The organism is Sphingobium sp. LMC3-1-1.1 (assembly GCF_040676285.1).
GTDB lineage: Bacteria > Pseudomonadota > Alphaproteobacteria > Sphingomonadales > Sphingomonadaceae > Sphingobium.
Genome location: NZ_JBEGHQ010000012.1, coordinates 204,888 through 226,053, shown reverse-complemented (window position 1 = coordinate 226,053; position 21,166 = coordinate 204,888). Strand labels below are relative to the sequence as shown.

The 21,166-nt window shown below is 60.7% G+C and carries 19 protein-coding genes; 8 read left to right on the top strand and 11 right to left on the bottom strand.

Annotated elements, in window-relative coordinates:
• Positions 1-10: 10 nt before the first annotated feature.
• The 3 genes from MRBLMC3_RS11305 to MRBLMC3_RS11295 all read right to left on the bottom strand — a co-directional run bounded on the left by MRBLMC3_RS11305 (position 11) and on the right by MRBLMC3_RS11295 (position 3,397).
• Complete coding sequence (locus MRBLMC3_RS11305) at positions 11-595, bottom strand: TetR/AcrR family transcriptional regulator (protein WP_363828742.1); 585 nt, start codon at positions 593-595, stop codon at positions 11-13.
• A 73-nt stretch (positions 596-668) separates the two neighbouring features.
• Complete coding sequence (locus MRBLMC3_RS11300; RefSeq protein ID WP_363828739.1) at positions 669-2,264, bottom strand: GMC family oxidoreductase; 1,596 nt, start codon at positions 2,262-2,264, stop codon at positions 669-671.
• Positions 2,264-3,397 carry a serine hydrolase domain-containing protein gene (locus tag MRBLMC3_RS11295; RefSeq protein WP_133651245.1) on the bottom strand — a complete coding sequence of 378 codons (1,134 nt, stop codon included), beginning with the start codon at positions 3,395-3,397 and terminating at the stop codon, positions 2,264-2,266. Before MRBLMC3_RS11295 ends, MRBLMC3_RS11300 begins: the two co-directional genes overlap by 1 nt.
• A 90-nt stretch (positions 3,398-3,487) precedes the next feature.
• Between MRBLMC3_RS11295 and MRBLMC3_RS11290 the strand changes: the two genes are divergently transcribed.
• Complete coding sequence (locus tag MRBLMC3_RS11290) at positions 3,488-4,237, top strand: enoyl-CoA hydratase/isomerase family protein (protein WP_363828735.1); 750 nt, start codon at positions 3,488-3,490, stop codon at positions 4,235-4,237.
• Positions 4,238-4,261: 24 nt separating this feature from the next.
• Here the strand turns inward: MRBLMC3_RS11290 and MRBLMC3_RS11285 are convergent, their stop codons facing one another.
• Positions 4,262-5,035 (bottom strand): SDR family NAD(P)-dependent oxidoreductase, encoded by a 774-nt coding sequence (locus MRBLMC3_RS11285; protein ID WP_363828732.1) that lies wholly within the window; start codon positions 5,033-5,035, stop codon positions 4,262-4,264.
• Positions 5,036-5,098: 63 nt separating this feature from the next.
• Complete coding sequence (locus MRBLMC3_RS11280; protein ID WP_363828729.1) at positions 5,099-6,376, bottom strand: MFS transporter; 1,278 nt, start codon at positions 6,374-6,376, stop codon at positions 5,099-5,101.
• A gap of 381 nt (positions 6,377-6,757) precedes the next feature.
• On the opposite strand from MRBLMC3_RS11280, the gene MRBLMC3_RS11275 reads away from it, so the two are divergent.
• Positions 6,758-7,471, top strand: a complete 714-nt coding sequence (locus MRBLMC3_RS11275; protein ID WP_363828726.1) for a TetR/AcrR family transcriptional regulator — start codon at positions 6,758-6,760, stop codon at positions 7,469-7,471.
• Positions 7,472-7,769: 298 nt separating this feature from the next.
• Here the strand turns inward: MRBLMC3_RS11275 and MRBLMC3_RS11270 are convergent, their stop codons facing one another.
• Entirely contained in the window at positions 7,770-8,033 is a 264-nt protein-coding gene (locus MRBLMC3_RS11270; RefSeq protein WP_363828723.1) for a hypothetical protein, read from the bottom strand.
• On the opposite strand from MRBLMC3_RS11270, the gene MRBLMC3_RS11265 reads away from it, so the two are divergent.
• Together MRBLMC3_RS11265 and MRBLMC3_RS11260 are read left to right on the top strand one after the other, a co-directional pair.
• Positions 8,032-8,805, top strand: coding sequence for an SDR family oxidoreductase (locus tag MRBLMC3_RS11265; protein WP_363828720.1), 774 nt, complete (start codon positions 8,032-8,034; stop codon positions 8,803-8,805). The two genes, MRBLMC3_RS11270 and MRBLMC3_RS11265, sit on opposite strands and share 2 nt — an antisense overlap.
• Before the next feature lie 115 nt (positions 8,806-8,920).
• Positions 8,921-9,781, top strand: a complete 861-nt coding sequence (locus tag MRBLMC3_RS11260) for a MaoC/PaaZ C-terminal domain-containing protein (protein WP_363828717.1) — start codon at positions 8,921-8,923, stop codon at positions 9,779-9,781.
• A 165-nt stretch (positions 9,782-9,946) separates the two neighbouring features.
• On the opposite strand, the gene MRBLMC3_RS11255 is transcribed toward MRBLMC3_RS11260, so the two are convergent.
• The 5 genes from MRBLMC3_RS11255 to MRBLMC3_RS11235 form a co-directional block, all read right to left on the bottom strand.
• Positions 9,947-12,142, bottom strand: a complete 2,196-nt coding sequence (locus tag MRBLMC3_RS11255; protein ID WP_363828714.1) for a molybdopterin-containing oxidoreductase family protein — start codon at positions 12,140-12,142, stop codon at positions 9,947-9,949.
• Between the two features lie 195 nt (positions 12,143-12,337).
• Positions 12,338-13,147 (bottom strand): SDR family NAD(P)-dependent oxidoreductase, encoded by an 810-nt coding sequence (locus tag MRBLMC3_RS11250; RefSeq protein WP_363828712.1) that lies wholly within the window; start codon positions 13,145-13,147, stop codon positions 12,338-12,340.
• Between the two features lie 118 nt (positions 13,148-13,265).
• The gene (locus MRBLMC3_RS11245; RefSeq protein ID WP_363828711.1) at positions 13,266-14,453 is read right to left on the bottom strand and encodes a CaiB/BaiF CoA transferase family protein; all 1,188 of its coding nucleotides are present in this window, start codon (positions 14,451-14,453) and stop codon (positions 13,266-13,268) included.
• A 128-nt stretch (positions 14,454-14,581) separates the two neighbouring features.
• The gene (locus tag MRBLMC3_RS11240) at positions 14,582-15,385 is read right to left on the bottom strand and encodes a crotonase/enoyl-CoA hydratase family protein (protein WP_133651234.1); all 804 of its coding nucleotides are present in this window, start codon (positions 15,383-15,385) and stop codon (positions 14,582-14,584) included.
• Between the two features lie 262 nt (positions 15,386-15,647).
• Entirely contained in the window at positions 15,648-16,457 is an 810-nt protein-coding gene (locus MRBLMC3_RS11235; protein WP_363828707.1) for an alpha/beta fold hydrolase, read from the bottom strand.
• A 662-nt stretch (positions 16,458-17,119) separates the two neighbouring features.
• On the opposite strand from MRBLMC3_RS11235, the gene MRBLMC3_RS11230 reads away from it, so the two are divergent.
• From MRBLMC3_RS11230 to MRBLMC3_RS11215, 4 genes are all read left to right on the top strand, one after another.
• Positions 17,120-18,415, top strand: a complete 1,296-nt coding sequence (locus tag MRBLMC3_RS11230; protein WP_133651232.1) for an aromatic ring-hydroxylating oxygenase subunit alpha — start codon at positions 17,120-17,122, stop codon at positions 18,413-18,415.
• A gap of 14 nt (positions 18,416-18,429) precedes the next feature.
• A complete protein-coding gene (locus MRBLMC3_RS11225) occupies positions 18,430-18,930 on the top strand; it encodes an aromatic-ring-hydroxylating dioxygenase subunit beta (protein WP_363828704.1) in 501 nt (166 codons plus the stop codon).
• A gap of 88 nt (positions 18,931-19,018) precedes the next feature.
• Positions 19,019-20,173, top strand: coding sequence for an acyl-CoA dehydrogenase family protein (locus MRBLMC3_RS11220; protein WP_363828701.1), 1,155 nt, complete (start codon positions 19,019-19,021; stop codon positions 20,171-20,173).
• A 5-nt stretch (positions 20,174-20,178) separates the two neighbouring features.
• The gene (locus MRBLMC3_RS11215) at positions 20,179-21,153 is read left to right on the top strand and encodes an acyl-CoA dehydrogenase family protein (protein WP_363828698.1); all 975 of its coding nucleotides are present in this window, start codon (positions 20,179-20,181) and stop codon (positions 21,151-21,153) included.
• The last annotated feature ends 13 nt before the right edge of the window (positions 21,154-21,166 follow it).

Below are 21,166 nucleotides of genomic sequence, written 5' to 3'. Positions count from 1 at the left end.
GCATGCGCTGTCAATCAAGTGGTGGTCCTACCAAGGACTGCGCGATCAGCTGCTCCAGCACGTCCAGCACGGCCCCGCGTCCGGGAGGGTCGGGAAACAGGGCGTCTCGCAAGATCACGCTGGCGGCGATCATGCCGAAGCCCAGCCGAACGCCGATGCTGAGGTCGAAGGGCGGATCGATCCCGGCCAGGGCATAGCGCTGCCTGACCTGATCGACCGACTGTTCGAAGAAGGGTGCAAGCCCGCGCAACCCCGGCGGTGCATCCTCGCCACTGGCTGGCGTTCCTGCGAGCAGCGCGCGGAACATTGCCTCGTTCCCCTCGAACAGCTCATAGACCTGCCGAGTGAAACGGCGCGTTTCCGCCTGTTTGGGATAGGGGGCGGTGGGATCGGGATGCAGTTCGACGAAATCCGCCATCAGCGCGTGGAACGGCGCGATGACCACTTCATTGAACAGTCCGGCCTTGTCGCCATAATAGCGGAACAGCAACGTCTCGCTGACGTCTGCCAGGCGGGCGATTTCGCGTGTTGCGGTGCCGCCATAGCCGCGTTCGGCGAATAATTGCCGCGCGGCATCGCAGATGCGCTGGACCACGTCCTCGCGCGTGCGCCGCCGCCGGCGTACCCGCCCCCCATCCTCGGAGGAGGCAGCTTCGTCTGTCAGGATTTTAGCGATTGCGTCCCTCCAGGATAATGTCGGCCGCGTTCCATGCCGCCGCCATGATCGGGCCGTTGGTATTGGCCGAAACCATCGTGGGCATGATCGATCCGTCCATGACGCGCAAGCCGTCCACGCCCTTGACGCGCAGTTTTTCGTCCAGCACCGCATCGTGGAAATCGCCCATGCGGCAGGTTCCGCAGGCATGATAGCCGGCCTGTCCGATCTGACGGAAGGCGGAGAGGATTTCATCGTCGGTCTGAAGCGAACGGGTCGGCTCGCGTTCGCCCGCGATCATCGGAGCAATGGCGGGACGGGACATCCAGTCGCGCAGATAGCGATGCATCGCGACCGTGACGGCGCAATCATAAGGATCGGTCAGATATCCCGCCCGGATCTTCGCCGGAGCCGTCAGGTCGGCCGCTGTGATGCTGACCGACCCCTCGCTCCGCGAGCGCAGGGGATAGCCGAACAGGGTGACGCTGTGCGCCGTATCCGCGACCATATTCCCCTTGGCGTCGGGCGCAGCGACAGCAGGCGACAGCAATATTTCTATATCGGGGGTTGCCGATTCCGGCAGCACGGTCGCGAAGGCCCCGACATTGCCATAGCCCGCCGCCATCGGCCCGGAGCGCGTGAGATAATAGCGCAGCACATTGCCGACGAGTTTCAGGCCGGCCAGGTCCTTGTTGTGGCTGTGCGGAACGGCAAGGTCATAGACCATCGAAAGCAGCCGATGCTCCAGCATATGTTTGCCGACCCCGGGACTATCGGCAACAACCGGGATGCCGAGTCCGCGCAAAAGCTCCGCGGCGCCGACGCCTGACCGCTGAAGGATTTGCGGCGACATCAGCGCGCCAGCGCTGACGATGACCTCACGCCCGCTGGCGAAGTCCTGAACAACCCCGTTCACATTGGCGCGGACGCCGGTCGCGCGCTGCCCCGTGAAGAGGATCTTGTCCACCACCGCGCCCGTGACGATGTGCAGATTCGCCCTGCCGCGGGCTCGCTTGAGGAAAGTCTGGGCGGAGCTCTGTCGTTTTCCCTTCCAGATGGTGCGCGGGGTGTACCCCACGCCAGCGCGGCCCGAACGGTTGAGATCGGCGACCCGCGGTACGCCCATCTGCTCGCCCGCCGCGATAAAGGCTTCGGTCAAGGGATCGCGCATGGGTTCGACCGAGATTTTCAACGGCCCTTCGCCGCCACGCACCCCGTCGCTGCCCAGTTCATGCCCCTCCATTGCCCGGAAGGCGGCGCCGATCCTGTCCCATCCCCAACCTTTTGCGCCCAGCGTCTCCCACCCGTCATAATCTTCGGGCTGGCCGCGAAAATACATCATGCCGTTGACGGAAGAGGAGCCGCCCAGCATCTTGCCGCGTATCCAGGTTTCGGCCGGAACGCTGTCATGTCCTTCGGTCTGGAAATACCAGACATGCCTAGGGTCGGTGTAGAGCTTCGCGGCGCCCCTGGGCATGTGGATGAAGGGGTTTCGATCCTCGGGTCCCGCTTCCAGCAGCAGCACGCTGTTCGCCGGATTTTCCGACAGACGGTCGGCCAGCACGCAGCCGGCGGAGCCACCGCCCACGATAATATAGTCGTGTGTCATCACAGCGCTGCCCGGATGACATCACCAATGATGGTGCGGCTGTCTTCCGCGATATTGATCGTGTCGAACATCCGATTGTGGCAGATGCCGACCGCCAGCTTCAGGTCGGGGTCGGCCCAGCCGATATTGCCGCCCATGCCCGGATGGCAGAGCGCCCGCATGTTCCGAGGGGCCGAGACGGGCGGGTTTTCCGCGCCGCCCAACCAGAATCCGGACCAGGCGATGGGAACGACCATGCCGAAGAAGACGGGGTCCGCATCCTCGAAATGCGGGCGTGGCGCGGCGAAACTGGCGACGCGCTCCTCGGACAGGAGGCGGACGCCGTTGAATTGCCCGCCATTGGCCAACATCGCCCAGAAACGGGCGTTGCTCCGCGCACTGAAAATGCCGCCCACAGCCGGAATGCAGGCGCGGCGCACATAGGGGCGTTCGAAGGGATCGGGCATCAGGTCGACGATCAGCGGTTGCGCCTCCCGCATCATATTATTGTCGGGCGCGACATAGACGGCGGCGGCATCCAGCTTCGCGATGCGCGGTTCGACGGCATCGGCAATGCCCATCCAAAGATCGGCGGCGCCCAACGGGTCCGCTATCTCTTCCTTGATGAACTGACCGAAAGGGCGGCGTTTGGGATCGGTCCGGCGCACCACTTCGCCTACCATCCAGCCAAAGGTCATCGACTGGTAGGAAGAACGGCTACCGGCAGGATAGACACCTTCCATCTCCGCGATGCGGCGGCACATCCAGTCCCAATTGGTCATCAGCTCGGGCGTCACGTCCGGCGGCATGCGCAGCACGCCTGAAACATGGGAAAGGACGTGGCGAATGGTGACGTCGCCCTTTCCGGCCTGCGCGAATTCCGGCCAATAGGTCGCGACGGGCGCGTCATAGTCGACCAGGCCGCGTTCGACCTGGATATGCAGGGCGGTGGCGCTCACCGCCTTGGACACGGAATAGACGTTGAACAGCGTGTCGCCGTCGACGGGCCGGCCGGTGGCGGCATCGGCGAGGCCCGACCAGCAATCGACAATCTGTTCCTCGCCCAGCCACGCGCTGACCTGAATCCCGATTTCCTTGCCTTCCGCGACAAGCCGGTCGAGCGTGTCCTGAACCGCGTCGTTGACCTTCGTCATCCTTCCATTCGCCTTTCCTGCTTGCCACGGCGTCGACGCCAGCTATCAAGTGTGTGCTTGATAGCACGGAAAAGGACGAGGGGAAGAGAGATGGGACAGCAGTTCGACAATATCACGATGACGCAGGATGACGGCATTGTGGAACTGCGTATCCATCACCATGGGGGTCCGGCCAAATGGGCGCTATGGGGTGGATTGCACAAGGAACTGGGTATCGCATTCGCGCAAATCGCGGCTGATCCCGACGCTCGCCTGCTGTTGATCACCGGGACGGGCGACACCTTCTGCGCTGAGTTCGACATGGACTGCGACATGCCGCCGATGAATGGCGCGACATGGGACGTGATCTTCCGGGAGGGCAGGGCGCTGCTCAACAATCTGCTGGCGATCGAGATTCCGGTGGTGGCCGCCGTCAATGGCCCGGCCTTCATCCATGCTGAAATCGCCCTGCTTGCCGATGTCGTGCTGGCGGCCGAGGGCGCTGCCTTCGCCGACAAGCCGCACGCGCTGGCCGGCGTGGTGCCTGGCGATGGCGTGCAGAGCATCTGGCCGATGCTGCTGGGGCCGAACCGTGGACGGTATTTCCTGATGACGGGACAGGAGATCGGCGCAACCGAAGCCCTGGCCCTTGGATTGGTCGGCGAGGTACTGGCACCTGATGCGCTGATGCCGCGTGCGCGCGAGATCGCCCGCACCATAGTCGCGCGTCCCGCCCTGGCCAATCGCTATACCCGCATCCTTCTGACGCGAGATATCAAGGCGCGACTGGCCAGGGAGCTTGATCAGGGGCTGGCCATGGAGGGGCTGGCGATCCTTGCCGGGTTGCAGGAAAAGGCCTGACGGCGTTCGGGCGGTTCCGATGGGTCAGGAGACGCTGTAGCCCCCGTCCACCGCCAGATGATGGCCAGTGATGTAGCTTGCTGCATCGCTGGCGAGGAACAGGATGGCTCGGGCCTGTTCTACTGGATCGGACATTCTGCCGAGTGGAATGCGTCCCGGAGCCGTCATGGGCCCGCGCATCGGCATGTCGCTTTCCATCCTTTTTGCGCCGCCGCTTGCCGTGCCGCCGGGCTGGACCGAATTGACTCGGATCCTGTGTTCGGCGAATTCGACGGCGGCGGCGCGGGTCATCGCGTCGACGCCGGCCTTGGCGGAATCATAATGGGTGTTGTTGAAGATCGTCGGATGATCCGCGCTTACGGATGACACGTTGACGATGGAGCCGCCGCTGCCCTGATCGCGCATGATCCTGATGGCTTCGCGCATCATCAGGAACGTGCCGCGCGTGGTGACCGCATGCATGATATCCCATTCAGAGGCAGGCATCGTCATGGTATCCGCCTTGCGCCGATAGGCTGCGACATTGGCCAATATGTCCAGCCTGCCCAATAGTCTCTTCGCTTCACCGAACGTGGCGATGACCTGTGCTTCGTCCGCAATATCGCAGACCGCATAGGGCGACTGGTTTTCTTTGGCGGCTTCGCGAACGGCTGCCTCGTCGATGTCGACGAACAGGACGCGGGCGCCAACCTGCGTGAACAGCATGGCAGTGGCCTGGCCGATACCGGACCCCGCGCCGGTTACAATCGCGAATTTGCCTTGAAGTCCGAAGGCGGAAAGGGGGGTATGATCGGACATGATGTTCTCCGACAGATGATGATGGGGTGCTACCCGCGGCTGATGCGGCACCGCCGGCCGGCATCAGTCCTTATGCTGAGGATAACGTCCCATCATCAGATAAACGCAGCCTGCCGCCATGAAGCTGGCGGCGATGACAAGCAGGGCTGCGTCATAATTGCCGTGCCGGTCAAATGAAGTTCCCAGCATCGATGCGCCCAGTGCGCCGGAAAAAGCGATGAAGAACACTGCCATTCCATAGATGGTGGAGAAGGAACGGATGCCGAAATAGCGCGCCACCATATAAGCCACCACGTCGATTTCCGCACCCAGGCCGAAGCCGATCAGCAATATGGCCAATCCCGCCATCGGTCCTTCGATCGCGCCGTGCCACGCCAGCAGGCATGTTCCGATCGCCGAACCGCAGGCGAACAGGAAAGCGATGCCCGGCGCCCAGAACCGATCGACCAGGCTGCCGGTGATGATCGCGCCGGCAAAACTGGCAATTCCGGCCATGCCGACCAGCGCGGCGGCGCTGCCTGCCTCCACGCCCTTGCTGATGAGGAGCGGTTGCAGTTGCGTCATGATCGCGGTGGCAGGGGCGTAGCCCAGGCCAGCGCCCAGGCAAAGGAGCCATACGCGCCGTTCCCGCAGCAAATGCAGCCAGGTTGGAAGATCGGCATCCATGTGTCGATGCTGAACTTTTGAGGGCGTGCGCGAACGACCTATCCAGAACCAGGCGGCAGGCAATGCGACCACCAGCACGAGCAGCGCTTCGGTCATATAGCCAGCGCGCCAGCCATAACGCGCGATGATGGCGAAGAGGATGGTCGGTAAAGCCGCGCTGGCGAGCGCCAGGCCGCTGCGCGCAATTGCGAGCGAAACGCCGCGCGAACGTATAAAGGATTGGCTGACCACGCGGGAACAGGTGAGTCCGCTCGCCGACAGGCCAATGACGCCGGCCAGCACGCTGAGCAGGTAGAACAGCGCCAGGGAGCCGTTCATCGATGCCAGGCCCAGATAGATGAGGATGGAAAGGGCCATGCCGCCCAGCATGATCCGGCGTGGTCCGAACCTGTCTATTGCGCGACCCACGAAAGGCGCAGCGAAGGCCACCATCAGCGATGAATAATGCGCGAAGGCGATCTGGCCGCGCGACCAGCCAAATGCTTCCTGCAGGGGCAGGACGAACAGGCTGGACAGCGATTGATAAGCGCCATGAGACAAGCCGATCACCAGGAACGCGGCAAGGCCGACCCGCCAGTTCCGCCGCCATTCGTCCGCAGCAGATTGCCAGCCATGATCAGCGTCTTGCGCGCTGGCCTGACCTGCGTCGGGAAGGTCCTGCGCCTTTTCCATCATGACAGCGCCTCTCTTGCTATGGTTTTGAGGGCTGTGAGTGGCAGCGGCTCCATGATGCGTCAACAAGAGGTCATGGGTCATCACATTCGCAATGCGGAGCATGGGGAAGGCATGGTTCACGCCGCATCCTTTTATCACGCGCGCTGACGGCTGGTCCGTAGGCAGGACGTCAAGAGGCTCGCGCGCCATGAGCTGGAAATCCGGTCAGGAAGCCGAGACATGATCGAGCGATGATGTACGCCGCTGCTTTCGTGCAGAGGATGGCGCGCAACGCAAAATTAGTGCCGTTTTGTCATTCCATTTTACTCAGAGCTCGGCTAATCGCTATATCGCGCGCAAGCGCGTTTTTCTGACCCGCGCTCAACAATGGTCCATGTGAAAATGCCACGTTCCACCAAAGTCGCTCAGGATGTGCTCGACGAGCGTACTGACACGCGAAAAAACATAAAGGTTGCTGCACGCCGGCTGTTTGCCGAGCATGGCCTGGAAGCAGTCACGGTTCGTGAGATCGTCGCGGCGGCGGGTGCGAAGAATGGCGGCTCTCTCAACTATTATTTCAAGTCGAAAGAGGGCCTCGTCCTTGAACTGATCAACGAGATTTTCAATGATCTGAGCGTCGTCTGGTTCGAGCGCATTTCCGAATTGGATCGAAAAGGTGGTCCGACCAGCGTTCGTGAAGTCGTGGATATCATCGTTCGCGCGCCAAATCCCGATATCCACACGGATCCTTCGCCCACCGCGATCCGCTTTCTTGCCAGCGTGATGTTTGTGCGGCGCAAGGACGTCGCCTCCTATCTGGATCGAATGAATATCCTGGTGTACCGGCGGCTGCTGCAACTGATCAGTGGGCTTTGCCAGCACATTCCTGCGCCGGTATTGCGTCAACGGCTGATCTTCTTCGCGTGGTATACCCTCTCGGTCGAGGCAGCGCGTGAGGCCTGGGTGGCCAGCCGTCGGCGTAGCGATTTGTGGACGCAGACCGATCCGCAGCTCAACCTCGTCGAAACCGCGACAGCTCTGATCGAGGCGGGAATACCGCAGGCCGCTCCAGATCCTGCACCGCCAAAAAGAGGCAGGACCAAGCGGAGCGACTAGGCGGGGCGGCCGTGGGCGGCGCCTATATCAAAATGCATGACGCTGATGCATCAACATCCTGGTAACAATCGGGAGGGGGCACGCGGGTGCGCCAACGGCTGATGAGTCAAGCTCCTTGCATCTTGTGCAGGGTCGATCATGACGCAAGGGGCACAGGTTGCTGGTGCTTCAAGAGCAAGTGGCAGCACGTAAGGATTTCAACAGGCGGCGCCTGAAGGCATTTTCACTCAATGGCGGGATTCGACGTAACGCAACGCGTGCAAGCTCGCGCTTGATCGTCGCATTGGGCGCGTGTGTGTCATGCGCAGTTATTGATGATCCATTTATCGCAGCCTGATCCCTGCTGCGGACGGCCCGCCTTGTCATCACAATAAACCAGAGTTCCGCGGCATGCATTCTGTGCCGCGTTGCTATGCGCCATCAGGGCCATGCCATCCCCGCCGACAAGAGTCTGCATCTTGCCAATTAGAACAAATGAACTACCATGGAGCGGCAGGTTTCCCCGCTGGACTCCTTTGCCCTGATCATTGCTTCCCATTATAGAAATCGAGAGGATCGACATGTCCGACTTGTTTACGCTGACAAACAAGCATGTGCTCATCACTGGCGGCGCTCAAGGTCTGGGGCACATGATCGCTCAGGAATTTCTGCGGCGCGGCGCGAGCGTCACGATCACCTCGCGCAAGGCGGAGGTCAGTCAACAGGCTGTAGAGGAGCTCAGCGCATTCGGTCATTGCGCCGGCCTGGTCGCCGATCTGTCTCACTCCGACGGCGCCGTGGCGCTTGCCGATCAGGTCAAGGCGAAGGGTGAGCCTTTGCATGTGCTTATCAACAACGCGGGCAAGAGCGCCGGAGGCCCGATAGAAACACTGGCTGACCAGAGCTGGCCCGACCTCATGTCGATCAACGTCCAGTCGCCTTTCACGCTCATCCGCGAATTGCTGCCGCTGTTGCGCGCCGCAGCGACGCCCGATGACCCGGCCCGGATCGTCAACCTGGGTTCGTTCGCGGGTCATGCCTTGCCATTGCGACCGACCTTTTCCTATTCGGCGAGCAAGGCTGCGATGCATCATCTGACGCGGATGTTGGCTGCCGAACTTGCCCCGTCGCATATCGCGGTCAACGCGATCGCGCCGGGATATTTTTCGACGCGAATGACGGCCGCCATCGACAAGGCGCATATGGCGGAGATGCCCGAACTGATACCTCTGGGCCGATTGGGCCAGCCCGAAGACATTGCCGGCGCCTGCGTCTATCTGTGTTCCAGGGCCGGGGCGTACCTGACTGGCGTTCTCCTTCCGGTCGACGGCGGGCTCAGCCGTGCTCGCAGATAGCGGCAAAAGGGGCGGGGCATGCCAGGCGCAAACTGGTGGCATCAGTCCGTCCCTTTCGCTTGTGCGATACTGCTTGCCAAGAGCGATTACTGTCTTTCAGGAGGGGTAGGGCCTGATGATCATGGATTACCACAGGCTGATGGGCACGGCGCCTATCGTCATGGAGCAGCGCTATGCGGCCAAGGAGAGCTGCATCTACGCCCTAGGCGTTGGCTGCGGCCTGGACCCGTCCGACGATTGGACGCGTCGGCACCTTGGACCGCTTCCCCCGGTACGTGCCCTGCCAGCGATGGCCATCGTGCTTGCCGCTCCACGGCCCCATGCGATGGGACTTGGAGCGACGCTTTCGGGAATGCTGCACGGCAGTCAAGGGATGCTTTTGCATGCGCCGCTGCCGGTCGAAGGGGCGGTAAGGAGCGAAACGCGCGTGAGCGGCGTGTTCGATCGCGGAGAGGGCCGCGGCTGCGTGATCGCCATGACCCGCGAATTATATGATGCGCAGACGCAAACCCATTATGCATCCATGCAGATGACCTTTGTTTGCCGGTCCGATCAGGTTGCCGGTGCCCCGCCCTATGCAAAAGCGGAACCGGCCAGCGTCAAGGAGCGCGCGCCGGATCTGGTCGTCAATGTGCCGACATCGCCGCAGGCCGCCCAGATATTTGCGCTCACCGGGGACCAGAATCCTCTTCACCTGATACCCGAAGCGGCGGTGCAGGCTGGATTTCCGCAGCCGATCCTGCACGGCGTGGCAACATATGGATTGTGCGCGGCCTTTGCGGAAAAGACGTTGTGCAGTGAGGGCGGCCGGCTTGTCGGACTTTCGGGCAGGTTCAGCGCCCCGGTTTTCCCCGGCGACACGATCCAGTTGGCATTCTGGCGAGAGACAGATGGCGCACATATCGAGGCCCGCGTGCCGAAGCGAGACACATGCGTGTTCGCCGATGGCCGCGTTGTGATCCGGGCGGGTGCGTGAGGGGGCCATGGCAGCGCGCTGGGCCAGATGATCCATGGTCCAGCGTTGCCAGCGCAGAGCCGCGTTCGATGCGGACCTGGAACCGTAAGGACCCTTGGCTCCCCCCCCCACGGACCGGGACGTTGATTGAATGGCAAATGGCTTATCGTCGCCGCGCAGCGCGTGTCATGCTGCGGCTTTGGCTTTTTGCGGCAATGGTTCGAAACGGACGGGGACCGACGACATGTGCGGCATCGCGTTGATGCTCTCGAAATGCGTATCGGTGTCTATCAGAGCATTGACGCAGCTTCCGTCAACCATGACGTCTTCTTTTCCTGGCGTGCCGCCCCAGCACTGGCTCAACGCCGCCACTCCAGACCGCATCGTATCATCGCATTTGAGGATTGCCTGGGTTCGGCCATGGGCTGAAATGATCTCGACCAACTGGCCATCCGCCAATCCCAACTGCTCCAGATCTTCGCTGTTGAGATAGGCCGGATTATATTTGTTGCGCTTTCGTACCGTCGGCATGAGGACGCCATAGCTGTTGTAGAGATCGCGCATGCGTCGCGACGACAATAAATGGGTGAATTCGCGATCGGGCCCGGCACGATGCTGCGCTACGGGTTCGGTTTGATAACGATGCAGTTCGTCGAGCACGTCGGCCGGCATGACGTCGAATCTTGCTTCATGACCCTGGCGAGGCGGTTTGACGACGGCATCCGTGATCGGGAACTGATGCCCGTGGGGATAGGCGCGCAACTCGTCGAGCGAAGTCTGGCTGCGTTCGAGCAGGATCTCTATCAGATCCTCCGTGGAAGGGGGCTGATCGCCATCCATGGGGCGGACACCGGCAAAATTGATTGTGACGCCCAGCCGCCTGGCCAGCGCCCAGAACACATACCAGTCATCGACGACCTCGGCGTCTTTCGGAGGCGCGACGATCGCCGGCGTGAACTGGGCCCACGCGCCCGGATAGAATTTGAGCGCCGGATGCCCCGGCGACATATCCGGTCGCTCATATTGAAGCTTTGCTGGCAGGACGTAGTCGGCAAGCTGGGTCGTGGGGGTGTGCCATGTGTCGATCGCGACGAGCATGTCGAGGGAGCGCAACGCGCTATAGGCTTTGTCGCGATCCGGTAGCGATGTCATCGGGTTGGCGCCATCGACGATCAGGGCGCGGATCTGGTCCGGCCCGGCTGTCAATATTTCGTCCGTCAGCGTACCCGATACGCGTTCGCCGAAGAAATTGCCTGCGCCGCGAATGCGGCTGGCGGGATGTTTTTCCCACGGACGCGATGCGGGAACGACTTCCGCGTACATGTCCCTGGCAGGATTGAGCATGTCGACAGAGGTGACCTTTTGACCCGCCCGGGGAAAACGGCCGCAGATCACGTTCAGCAACTGGACCATGTGAACGGCCAGATTCGAATATTGCGACATGTTGGGGCCGGTACCGGTCATGGCGGGGCCGCGCTTATTCCGGCATGCGAACATGTCCGCGATCGCCCACAGGGCCCCCGGTTCCAATCCGGCCCGCGCTTCCACGATGTCCGGTGTAAACGGATCGACCGCATCGCGAAGCGCCGCCAAGCGTTCCTCGCCGACATATTGCCGGCAAAATTCTGCATCATGCCAACCCTCCGCGAGGATCAGTCGGATCAGGCCTGATGCTATGGCGGCGTCCTCACCCGGATAGGGTTGGAAGGAAAGGTCCGATTGCGCAGCCGTTTCCGTGCGCCGTGGATCCACCACGACCAGCTTCAAACCGCGTTGCCGCGCGCGCTTCAGCCGCTTGATCGGATCGACTCCCAATACCGACATGGTGGAATGCGCGATGAACGGGTTCACCCCGAACAGCAACAGCACATCCATGTCATCGAGATCGACCGCACCGGCGCCCCATGTGCCCGTTCGGCCCGCCGCGACCATCTTCCCGGACTGATCGATCGTGATCGTCGTGAAATATTGCTCCGATCCTATTGCGTGCAGGAAATGGCGGTTCATGCCGACTGCGGACTGGTTCATCATGGAACCGTTGCCCGCGAACAGTGCAATCGCATTGGGCCCGGAATGACCCATCAAATCGGCAATACGGACCGCGATCTCGTCGAGCGCCTGCTCGATCCCGATCTCGCGGAAGCTGCCATCTGGTTGCCGTTTTAGCGGGCGTAGGATGCGTTGCGGATCGCGGTGCGCAAGACCGGACTGGAGCCCTTTGAAGCATGCATAGCCGGATGACAGTTCATTCTGGTCGTCACCCACGATACGGATGATATGCCCTTTTTCATTGACCGTCAGGCGGACGCCGCAGCCGGCAGTGCAGATTCGGCAGAACGAGGCATATTCGCCTAGCCCATGCGTCAAGGAGAGCGCTTCCATCGTCGGGCATCCTCTTATTGCGCCGATCCTGCATGGGACTCGGTCTGTGCATAATCTGTCGCGATTTCCGTCATAAAACAAGTGATCTAGTCTTCTGGCCCAACCAATCGTCTTGTTTAACGGATGCTCATCATGCGCGAGTAGTTCGGGCACGCGCCGCGATGAGCGACGCCCGGCGCCGTCGATAGTCGGGGTTCAACCGTCCGTTGGATTCCACGCCCAATAACGGGCGACGGCGCCGCCATCGACCCGCAAATCCGTTCCGGTGATCATCGCTGCATCGTCTGAAGCGAGGAAGACCGCTGCAGCCCCATAATGGCTGGGCTTGGGCAAACGCTTCATGGGAATTCTTCTGGCGAACATCGCTGTGATCTCGGTGTAATCCGGCAGCGGGCCAAGATCCATCTTCCATCGCTCGGCGCGCTCCACCATTTCGCCCGTCTCGGTTGCCGTAGGCGTCAGGCTGACCACCCGGATGCCATGCGCGGCAAGTTCCATCGCGGCCGCCTGCGTGAAGTTCAGCATGCCGGCCTTGGCCGTCGTATAGGCGATGTTGCCTGGCTGGCCTTGATGGCCTGCTGTCGAGATCACGTTGATGACGACACCGGTCCGACGTGGCATCATTTCGGCCGTGGCATATTTCGTAAAGAGGAACGCGCCGTCGAGGATGACCGAGTTCTGCTTGCGCCATTCTGCATAGGGCATGTCGGCAATGGACTTTTGATTGAAAAAGGCGGCGTTATTCACAAGAATGTCGATCTGACCGAAAGCGACTACTGCCCGCTGTACGGCGGCGCGGACTTCGTCCTCGTTCGTCACGTCGGCGGTGATGCCGATCGCGCGACCACCCGCAGCGATGATCGCCGCGGCACAACAGTCCGCATTTTCGCTCTTTGCATCCACGGCCACGATCGCCGCGCCGGCGCCGGCGAGCGCCTCGACGATCCCGCCGCCGATGTTGGGGCTGGTCCCCGTGACGATCGCCACTTTCCCTTCCAGCTTCATGACCTACTCCCGATATTGCCGTCGTTCGATATATAGTAAATCGATCGTATTATGTTCATGCAGACGGGCCGATGTGCGGTTGAGCTTCTGCATGGTGATTGCGCAAGTTGTGGGTCGATCAACACACGACTCCTGCTTCGCGCAGGCGGGCAATGCCTCCATCGTCAAACCCGATTTCACGAAGAACCTGATCTGTGTGCTCGCCCGGACGGGGGGCGGTACCCTTTACGACCGCCGGGCTTTCGGAAAAGTCCACCGGATAAGAGGCGGCGCGAACAGGGCCATATTCGTCGGTGTCATATTCCTTTACGCATTCCAGGTGACGAGCCTGCTCGTCCTCGAGGAATTCATCGACGGATTTGACCCTGGCGATGGGCAAGCCGTGCTCGATCGCCAGCGCTTCCAGTTCGTCGGAAGTGATTTTGATCGAGCCCTTTTCCAATTCCTGCCAGACGGCACCAATATTTCGGACCCGCATGATAGGGTTCGCAAAGCGTTCATCCTCCAGCAGATGCGGAACGCCGAGAACGCGGCAAATCAGTTCGAACTGGGCGTCGGTTTGGAAATAGCCCATGAACGTGCCATCGGCGCTTCTGATAGGCCGCATCGCGTTGATGTGCGGCGATTGCTGGTCGCCATTGACGAAACAGTGATTGTACAAATTGTCCACGAGATTGAGGAAGCCGAAGGTCTTCATCAAAGGTACCGAGACAAACTGGCCTTTGCCTCCGTTTTTCTCGCGACGATACAGGGCTGTCGTTATCGCACTGGCGGCCGCCGTGGCGGCGAACTTGTCGACGAAGAAGGAACGGAGAGGCATAGGTGGCCCCTCCGGATTTTGAAGATACATGGCGCCGGTAATTGCCTGGATCACCTGGTCGTAGGCGGGGCGATCGGCATAGGGGCCGTCCAGACCGAAGCCGCTGATGAGAACGTAGATAATGCCGGGATTCAACGCCCGGAGACTTTCATAATCGAGCTTCAGGCGCTTCATTGCCTCCGGCCGGGAATTCACCAGGAAGACATCGCAATCCTGGGCCAGGGCCCGCGCGATCTCGTGCCCTTCCTCGCTCCTCAGATCGAGCTGTATGCTTCGTTTATGACGATTGACCGCGAAGAAGCGCGAGCACATTCCCTTATATTGCGGTTCCACGTTGCGATAGGGATCCCCGCGGAAATCCTCCATCTTGATGACGGATGCGCCCAAGTCGGCAAGCATGGTTCCCGCCAAAGGGCCGGCCACCATTTGAGAGATCTCCAGGACCTTGATGCCTGAAAGCGGCCCCTCGTCGACTCCGTCAGCCATGTTGCGTGCCTTTCACTTTTATTTTTTCCCTGTCAGGCGACGAGTGGCCCGACGATAATGACGCTGCCATCATCGATCGCCAGATGGCAGCAGATGACGCGCGGACAAGAAAATCCGTTCACCGACCCTCAAACATTCCTGAATGATGGTTTTCGCTTCTCAAGCAGCGCATCCAGGGCCTCTCGATGATCCTCGGTCTCATGGATAATGGACTGGAACGCACCCGCCATCTCCAGATGGTGGTCCAGCGACAACTGACTGCTGTCGCGGATAAGGCGCTTCGTGATGCGCAGTGTTCGACCGGGATTGGCGTCGATACGCGATGCCAGGGCGCGGGCGGCGCTCATCAGTTCGCTATCTTCGACCACGCGCGAGACGAGGCCGATGCGTTCGGCCTCCTGAGCGTCGATCATATCGCCCGTGAAAGCCAGTTCGCTGGCCCTGGAAATGCCGATTATTCTGGGGAGGAACCATGCGCCACCATCGCCGGGGATGATGCCCACCTTGATGAAGGATTCCGCGAATCGTGCAGACTGTGCCGCGATCCGCATGTCGCACATGCATGCCAGGTCGAGGCCCGCACCGATTGCGGGGCCGTTGATCGCCGCAATGACCGGCACCTCCAGCCCATTGAACACCTTTGCGACGAGATGGATGGTGTTGCGATAGCTGTCGCGGGTGTCGATGACCGTTTTCATCGGAGCAAAGCCGGAACGGTCACGCATCTTCTTGATGTCGCCGCCAGCGCAGAAAGCCGGGCCAGCCCCCGTCAGAATGACGACGTTTGCGGACGGGTCACGTTCGATCGCCTTGAGTTGATCGACGAATTCGGCGCAGATCTCGGGCGTCGAGAGTGCGTTGCGTGTTTCGGGTCGATTCATTGTCAGGGTAACGACGCCGCCGCTTTTTTCGTAAAGCAGAAAATCTTCCATTGAAGCCTCTTGGTCTCGGGGCGGCCCATGATCGAAATTGCTTGCCTCCCAACCCGTTGGTTATGCGGTCCAGGGAACGAAAGGCTAAGGAGCCGTTCGCTGACAAGTGGCGATAGCGATTCACGTCCGATGAACCGTGGCAGCGGACGCGTGAAAAGCGCCAAGATTCAAGTCGTTTACGTACGATGTCGCATGAACGGAAGGTCGCACGCGTCATAAGGGAGCCCGCCAGAAGCGCACTCCCTTAAGTAACAGATGGGCGTTAATCGCGGTCGAAGAACCACGCCACCAGCTTGTTGAAATCGTCGGGCTTCTCCCACTGTACCCAGTGGCCGCAATTGGGCAGGAGGTGGAGCGACGCGTTGGGGAATGCCTTGATGATGCCAGGCGCCATGTCGACCGGGCAGACCCGGTCCTCGAGACCCCACATCACCAGGATTTCATTCTTCACGCTGCCCAGATCCTCGCGCCACATTTCCCCGAACGAGCGGGCGAACGGCTTGAACCGATTCGGATTCGACGCGGCCTTGACGCGTTCATCAAGCAATTCGTCGGTGATGAACGAGCTGTCATTCACGAGTAGTTCGATCACGCCGCGCATTTGCTCGCGCGTAGGATTGTCGCTGGCGTTGACGACCCCCATTCGGCGCATGCCCTCTGTCGGCATCGGCGTGAAGACCGGCTGGAAGCCACCCGGCCCCATGAGGACCGCCTTGTTGATGCGGTGCGAGGAATGCAGCAATGCGCCCACGGTCGTCATGCCGCCCAGCGAATTGCCGACGCAATCGACCTTGTCGAGGCCCAGCGCATCCAGGAAATGGATCAGGAATTCTCCAAGAGCCTTGTAGATTTCATGGAAGCCAAGTTTGTCCTCGCTGTCGCCATAGCCCGGCAGATCGGGGACGATCAGCCTGCGGCTCTTCGAAAGTTCGTCGACATTGCGGCGATAGTTGCTGATGCCGCTGGCGCCAGGGCCGCCCCCTTGCAGCAGGATTGTCGGCTTGCCTTCGCCTATGTCCACATAAGCGATGCGGGCACCGTCCACCTGAACGAACTTCTTTTCAAATTCCATGATAAGCTCCTACTTTTATCCCTGTTATCTTGCGCGCTGCAGATTACCGTGCCTGAGCGAACTTTCGTGACTGGCGAATCTGCCGATCGTCGGCAGCTTCCCCAGCGGCAGTGATGCGGAGAGATAGTCGGGACACGGGGTTGCAAATCCCGGTCTCTCGGCATGCCGAGATGCTTCGACTAAGTTGGAATGCCCTTGTGAGCCTTCAAGATCCTCCGCCTCCATTTTATAGGTCGTATGTTTTATCAGAGGCCACTTTCTCTTGTAGGTCGTCAAATGACAAGTGTTTTTTTGAAATCTATTTTCGATGCACAATCGCCTGCCCTGCCGCCTTGCGCGAGTTCTGCCTCCATTAGCATGTGAGAAGCGGCCGATTTCTGGCCGCCCCTGTGCAGAAACTGCTCTCAGAACCGTTTGCTTTGCCTGCGCCCCCGCAGCCAGTGCCTATGGGAGTGCTGTGATCCGATCTTTCGGTTACAGTCCATTATCGGGTCATTTGACGAGCGATCTTTCCGGTGGAGGGATTGACGGACAGTCCAACAGGGTTCAAGAAAGGCATGGAAAGAACAAGCGTTCTAGAATCGACCTCAATCAGGCGGTGTGCGATTGTTCTCGCTGTGCCGCGATGCGTGAGGCCGCGGCGGTGATAGTTGGAGAGGAATATGTCGGGTGTTGTGAAGCCTGATGAGCACAATAGCCGCTGGATCGTGGACGATCCGGCCGCCGGTGTCTTCAAGGTCAACCGGAACGCATTTACAAGCCAGGAAGTGCTGGAACTGGAGCGGGAGCGAATCTTCGATCGTGCCTGGCTCTATCTGGGTCATGCTTCGGAGCTTGCGAAGCCCAACGACTTCCTGACCCGGAGCGTCGCCGGGCGGGAGCTGATTTTCAATCGCAACCGCAAGGGCGAGTTTCAGGCCTTCTTCAATACCTGTCCGCATCGCGGGGCGCAGGTCGTTCGCGAACCAACAGGTAATGCGATCAGCTTCAAATGTTTTTATCACGGCTGGGCGTTCAACAATAACGGGAAGTTCGCGACCAGGTCCACTCCCGGAACCTATCCTGAATCGTTCAACTGCGCAGGCGACGTCGATCTGCCGAAGGTGCCAAGGCTCGAATCCCATCGCGGCTTCTTCTTCGTCAACTATGATGTCGATGCCGAGCCGCTGGCGGATTTCCTGGGCGATGCCATCCAGATCCTCGATATCGTGTCCGACCATTCGCCCAATGGCATGGAGATTGTTGGCGGAACGCATGAATATTCGATCCGGGCCAATTGGAAGCTGCTGCTCGAGAACAGTTATGACGGCTATCACGCGGCAGAGACTCATGAGACCTATTTCGATTATCTGATGGCCGAGCTGGGTCCGGAAACGCTTGCCGACATCAAGACCCTTCAGGAGATCAACCGGGCGCACACTTTCCCGAAAGGCCATGCTTTCACGGAAGCAAGGGCGCCTTGGGGTCGGCCGGTCGCCCGATCGATTCCCACCTGGGGGGAAGAGGGGAAGGCGCAGGAAGCTGCGATGGTGGCCGAGTTGAACGAGCGGGTCGGCCCCGAACTTGCGTTGCGCATCGCGGATCGCGACAGAAATGCGGGGTTTTTCCCCAATCTGGTCATCAACGATATCATGGCGATCACGGTTCGCACCTTTTATCCGGTCCAGCCCGACCTGATGCTGGTCCGTTCCTGGGCGCTCGCGCCAGTCGGGGAAGCGCCCGAGGCGCGCCATCGCCGTCTTAACAATTTTCTCGAATTTCTCGGGCCGGGCGGTTTTGCCACGCCGGACGATGTCGAGGCGCTGGAATGCGCGCAACGTGGCTACGCCTCGGCAAAGTTTGCGCCCTGGAATGATATCTCCCGCGGAATGTTGCGTGATCAACCGCGCGCCGACGACGAATCGCAGATGCGAACCTTCTGGCGCGAGTGGAACCGTCGCATCCAGGGTGGGCGATGATCATGGGGGATGTTATGGCAGATGCGGTTCAGCAGCCGCGCACGCGTGCGGATTACGAGGACTTTCTTTATCGGGAAGCCGCGCTTCTCGACCAATGGCGGCTTGAGGAGTGGTTTGCGCTCTTTGCGCCGAATGCGACATACGAGGTGCCGACATTCGGCAAGGGGCTCGACGCCCGACCGGACAGCAACCTGTTCTATATTGCGGATGATCATGCACGGCTGCGTCACCGGGTCGACCGCCTGCTGAAGATGACCGCGCATGCCGAGTGGCCGCGGTCGACCCATGTTCGGATGATCGGCAACGTCCGGGTGGAAGGGTGCGACGAAAGCGGCACGCAGGTGATGTGCAGCTTTGTCACCTATCGCTCGAAAAACAATATAACCGATACCTATATCGGCCATGCTGCCTACACATTCGTCGATGAAGGGGAGAAGCTTTTGATCCGGGCAAAGCGGATCATGCTCGGCATGAACAGTCTTCAGCCCCACGGCAAGATCAGCATCATTCTTTGACGCGACCGTGGTACATCCTTTCAGTGTGTCGGACGAGTTGTTCCGACACCTGTTCGGACTGGCAGCGGGACGCGATGGAACCGGCCTTATGACGACCATTCTGGACGCCTTTCCGCTAACCGCGGTGCCGCCTGAGGCCGAGGCGCTGCGCGCGCCGATCAAGGAATTTCTTGCCGACGCGCTGGCGGATATGCCCCCGCACCGACGTGCGCGGACATGGACAGGTTTCGATGCGAATTTTAGTCGCGCACTGGCGCAGCGTGGCTGGCTGGGCCTGACCTTGCCGAAGGAATATGGCGGCGGAGGAAAGGATAGCTTCAGCCGCTTCGTCCTGGTCGAGGAGCTGTTGGCGGCAGGCGCGCCGATCGCGGCGCACTGGATCGCCGATCGCCAGAGCGGGCCGCTCCTGATCAAGTTCGGCAGCGAAGTCCAGCGTCGGACTTTTCTGCCGCGGATCTGCCGTGGCGAAATATTCTTCTGCATCGGCATGAGCGAGCCGAATGCGGGGTCGGACCTTGCCAGCGTGCGAACCCGGGCGGTGAAAGAACCCGGTGGATGGCGCCTGAACGGATCGAAGATCTGGACGACCTATGCGCATGAATCGCAGTACATGATCGCGCTGGTACGTACGTCCGGCACGCCGGAAGACCGCCAGAAGGGGCTCTCGCAGTTCATCATCGATCTGTCGCAGCCGGGCGTCTCCGTACGTCCGATCAAGCTGGGGACTGGAGAAAGCGATTTCAGCGAAGTGCATTTCGAGGATGTTCTGCTGTCCGACGACGCGTTGGTCGGTCTCGAAGGAAATGGTTGGACACAGGTCAACGCGGAACTGGCGTTCGAGCGCAGCGGCCCCGAACGCATCTATTCCAGCCTGGTTCTTCTTGACCTGTGGGCATCGATGCTGGGCGCGGATGCAGACCCCGCAGACATAGCCTTGTTGGGCAGTCTGGTTTCCCGGCTGGCGGTGCTCCGCGCCATGTCGGTCGCGATCACGGGTCAGCTGGCGATCGGCGAATCACCGCTTATCGAGGCCGCGCTGTTCAAGGATGCCGGAACAGAGTTGGAGCAGCTTATCCCGAACGTCATCGCCGACGCCATCGCATCGACGCCGGAGCGAACGGTCGATCCGGAATTGCTGCGAACGCTCGCGGTTCTGCTTCAGCTGAATCATGTTTTCTCGCTCCGTGGCGGCACGCGGGAAATTCTGCGGGGAATGATTGCGCGGGGGCTGGGACTGCGATGATGGATATGGACATTCTGGTTGAGCCGTTCCGGCGGATGCTCGCGGACCTTTCCACGCCCTCGCAGGTGCGTGCCGTTCAGGCGACCGGCGACATTTCGCAAATCTGGCAGGAAATCGAGCGATCGGGCTTCCTGGACGCATTGCTGCCGGAAGATGTGGGTGGCAGCGCGCTGACATTGTCGGATATCTTCCCGCTTGTTGTCGAGTCCGGTGCCTTCTGTCTGCCCGTACCCTTTGCGGAGACGGTCGTCGCCCGAGCGCTGCTTCACGCGCGTGGAGCAGCCGCGCCGGAAGGGGCAATAATCGTCTTGGCGCCGCCCTCGCCGATTGTTCCGCTTGCAGCCGTCGCGACACATGTCCTGGCAATGCGGGAGGCCGCGATCATTCTTCTGCCCAGACAAGTGATCCAGCCGGATCCGTTCGACGCGCTGGGCGGACAGGTGAAGACGGACTCTGATCCGATCGCCACGATCGACGCCGACGGAATTGACCTGGAAGTGATTGCTGCCGGTCTCACCGCGGCGAAGATGGCGGGGGCGATGCGCAGGCTGCTCGATCTCTCACTGCAATATGCCGAGCAGCGACAGCAGTTCGGGCGCTCGCTCGGGAAGTTCCAGGCGATCCAGCAACAATTGGCTATAATGGCGGAACAGGTGGTTTCCGCGAAGGTCGCGGCCAATCTGGGAATGAGCGGCGCGCATTTCGATCCGCTCAAGGTGGCTCTTGCCAAGTGCCGCACCAGCGAGGCTTCGCATCAGGTCTGTGCCATCGCTCACGCCGTTCACGGTGCAATCGGGGTGACGGAGGAATATGATCTCCAGTTGCTGACCAGGCGCGTCAAACAGTGGCAGCTTGCGTTCGGCTCTGAAAGATACTGGGCCACGCGGGTCGGTGCGGCGCGGATTTCACAATGCGGCGGCACGAGCGCGGACTTTGTCCGTACGCACTTGCAGGCAGATGGCGCTGCAATGGCTGCGTAGGGAGCGGTTGTTC

Coding starts and splice junctions, on each gene's coding strand:
- MRBLMC3_RS11300 (WP_363828739.1), bottom strand. CDS start 2,264: ATGACACACGACTATATTATCGTGGGCGGTGGCTCCGCCGGCTGCGTG.
- MRBLMC3_RS11295 (WP_133651245.1), bottom strand. CDS start 3,397: ATGACGAAGGTCAACGACGCGGTTCAGGACACGCTCGACCGGCTTGTC.
- MRBLMC3_RS11290 (WP_363828735.1), top strand. CDS start 3,488: ATGGGACAGCAGTTCGACAATATCACGATGACGCAGGATGACGGCATT.
- MRBLMC3_RS11285 (WP_363828732.1), bottom strand. CDS start 5,035: ATGTCCGATCATACCCCCCTTTCCGCCTTCGGACTTCAAGGCAAATTC.
- MRBLMC3_RS11280 (WP_363828729.1), bottom strand. CDS start 6,376: ATGATGGAAAAGGCGCAGGACCTTCCCGACGCAGGTCAGGCCAGCGCG.
- MRBLMC3_RS11275 (WP_363828726.1), top strand. CDS start 6,758: ATGCCACGTTCCACCAAAGTCGCTCAGGATGTGCTCGACGAGCGTACT.
- MRBLMC3_RS11265 (WP_363828720.1), top strand. CDS start 8,032: ATGTCCGACTTGTTTACGCTGACAAACAAGCATGTGCTCATCACTGGC.
- MRBLMC3_RS11270 (WP_363828723.1), bottom strand. CDS start 8,033: ATGTCGATCCTCTCGATTTCTATAATGGGAAGCAATGATCAGGGCAAA.
- MRBLMC3_RS11260 (WP_363828717.1), top strand. CDS start 8,921: ATGATCATGGATTACCACAGGCTGATGGGCACGGCGCCTATCGTCATG.
- MRBLMC3_RS11255 (WP_363828714.1), bottom strand. CDS start 12,142: ATGGAAGCGCTCTCCTTGACGCATGGGCTAGGCGAATATGCCTCGTTC.
- MRBLMC3_RS11250 (WP_363828712.1), bottom strand. CDS start 13,147: ATGAAGCTGGAAGGGAAAGTGGCGATCGTCACGGGGACCAGCCCCAAC.
- MRBLMC3_RS11245 (WP_363828711.1), bottom strand. CDS start 14,453: ATGGCTGACGGAGTCGACGAGGGGCCGCTTTCAGGCATCAAGGTCCTG.
- MRBLMC3_RS11240 (WP_133651234.1), bottom strand. CDS start 15,385: ATGGAAGATTTTCTGCTTTACGAAAAAAGCGGCGGCGTCGTTACCCTG.
- MRBLMC3_RS11235 (WP_363828707.1), bottom strand. CDS start 16,457: ATGGAATTTGAAAAGAAGTTCGTTCAGGTGGACGGTGCCCGCATCGCT.
- MRBLMC3_RS11230 (WP_133651232.1), top strand. CDS start 17,120: ATGTCGGGTGTTGTGAAGCCTGATGAGCACAATAGCCGCTGGATCGTG.
- MRBLMC3_RS11225 (WP_363828704.1), top strand. CDS start 18,430: ATGGCAGATGCGGTTCAGCAGCCGCGCACGCGTGCGGATTACGAGGAC.
- MRBLMC3_RS11220 (WP_363828701.1), top strand. CDS start 19,019: ATGACGACCATTCTGGACGCCTTTCCGCTAACCGCGGTGCCGCCTGAG.
- MRBLMC3_RS11215 (WP_363828698.1), top strand. CDS start 20,179: ATGGACATTCTGGTTGAGCCGTTCCGGCGGATGCTCGCGGACCTTTCC.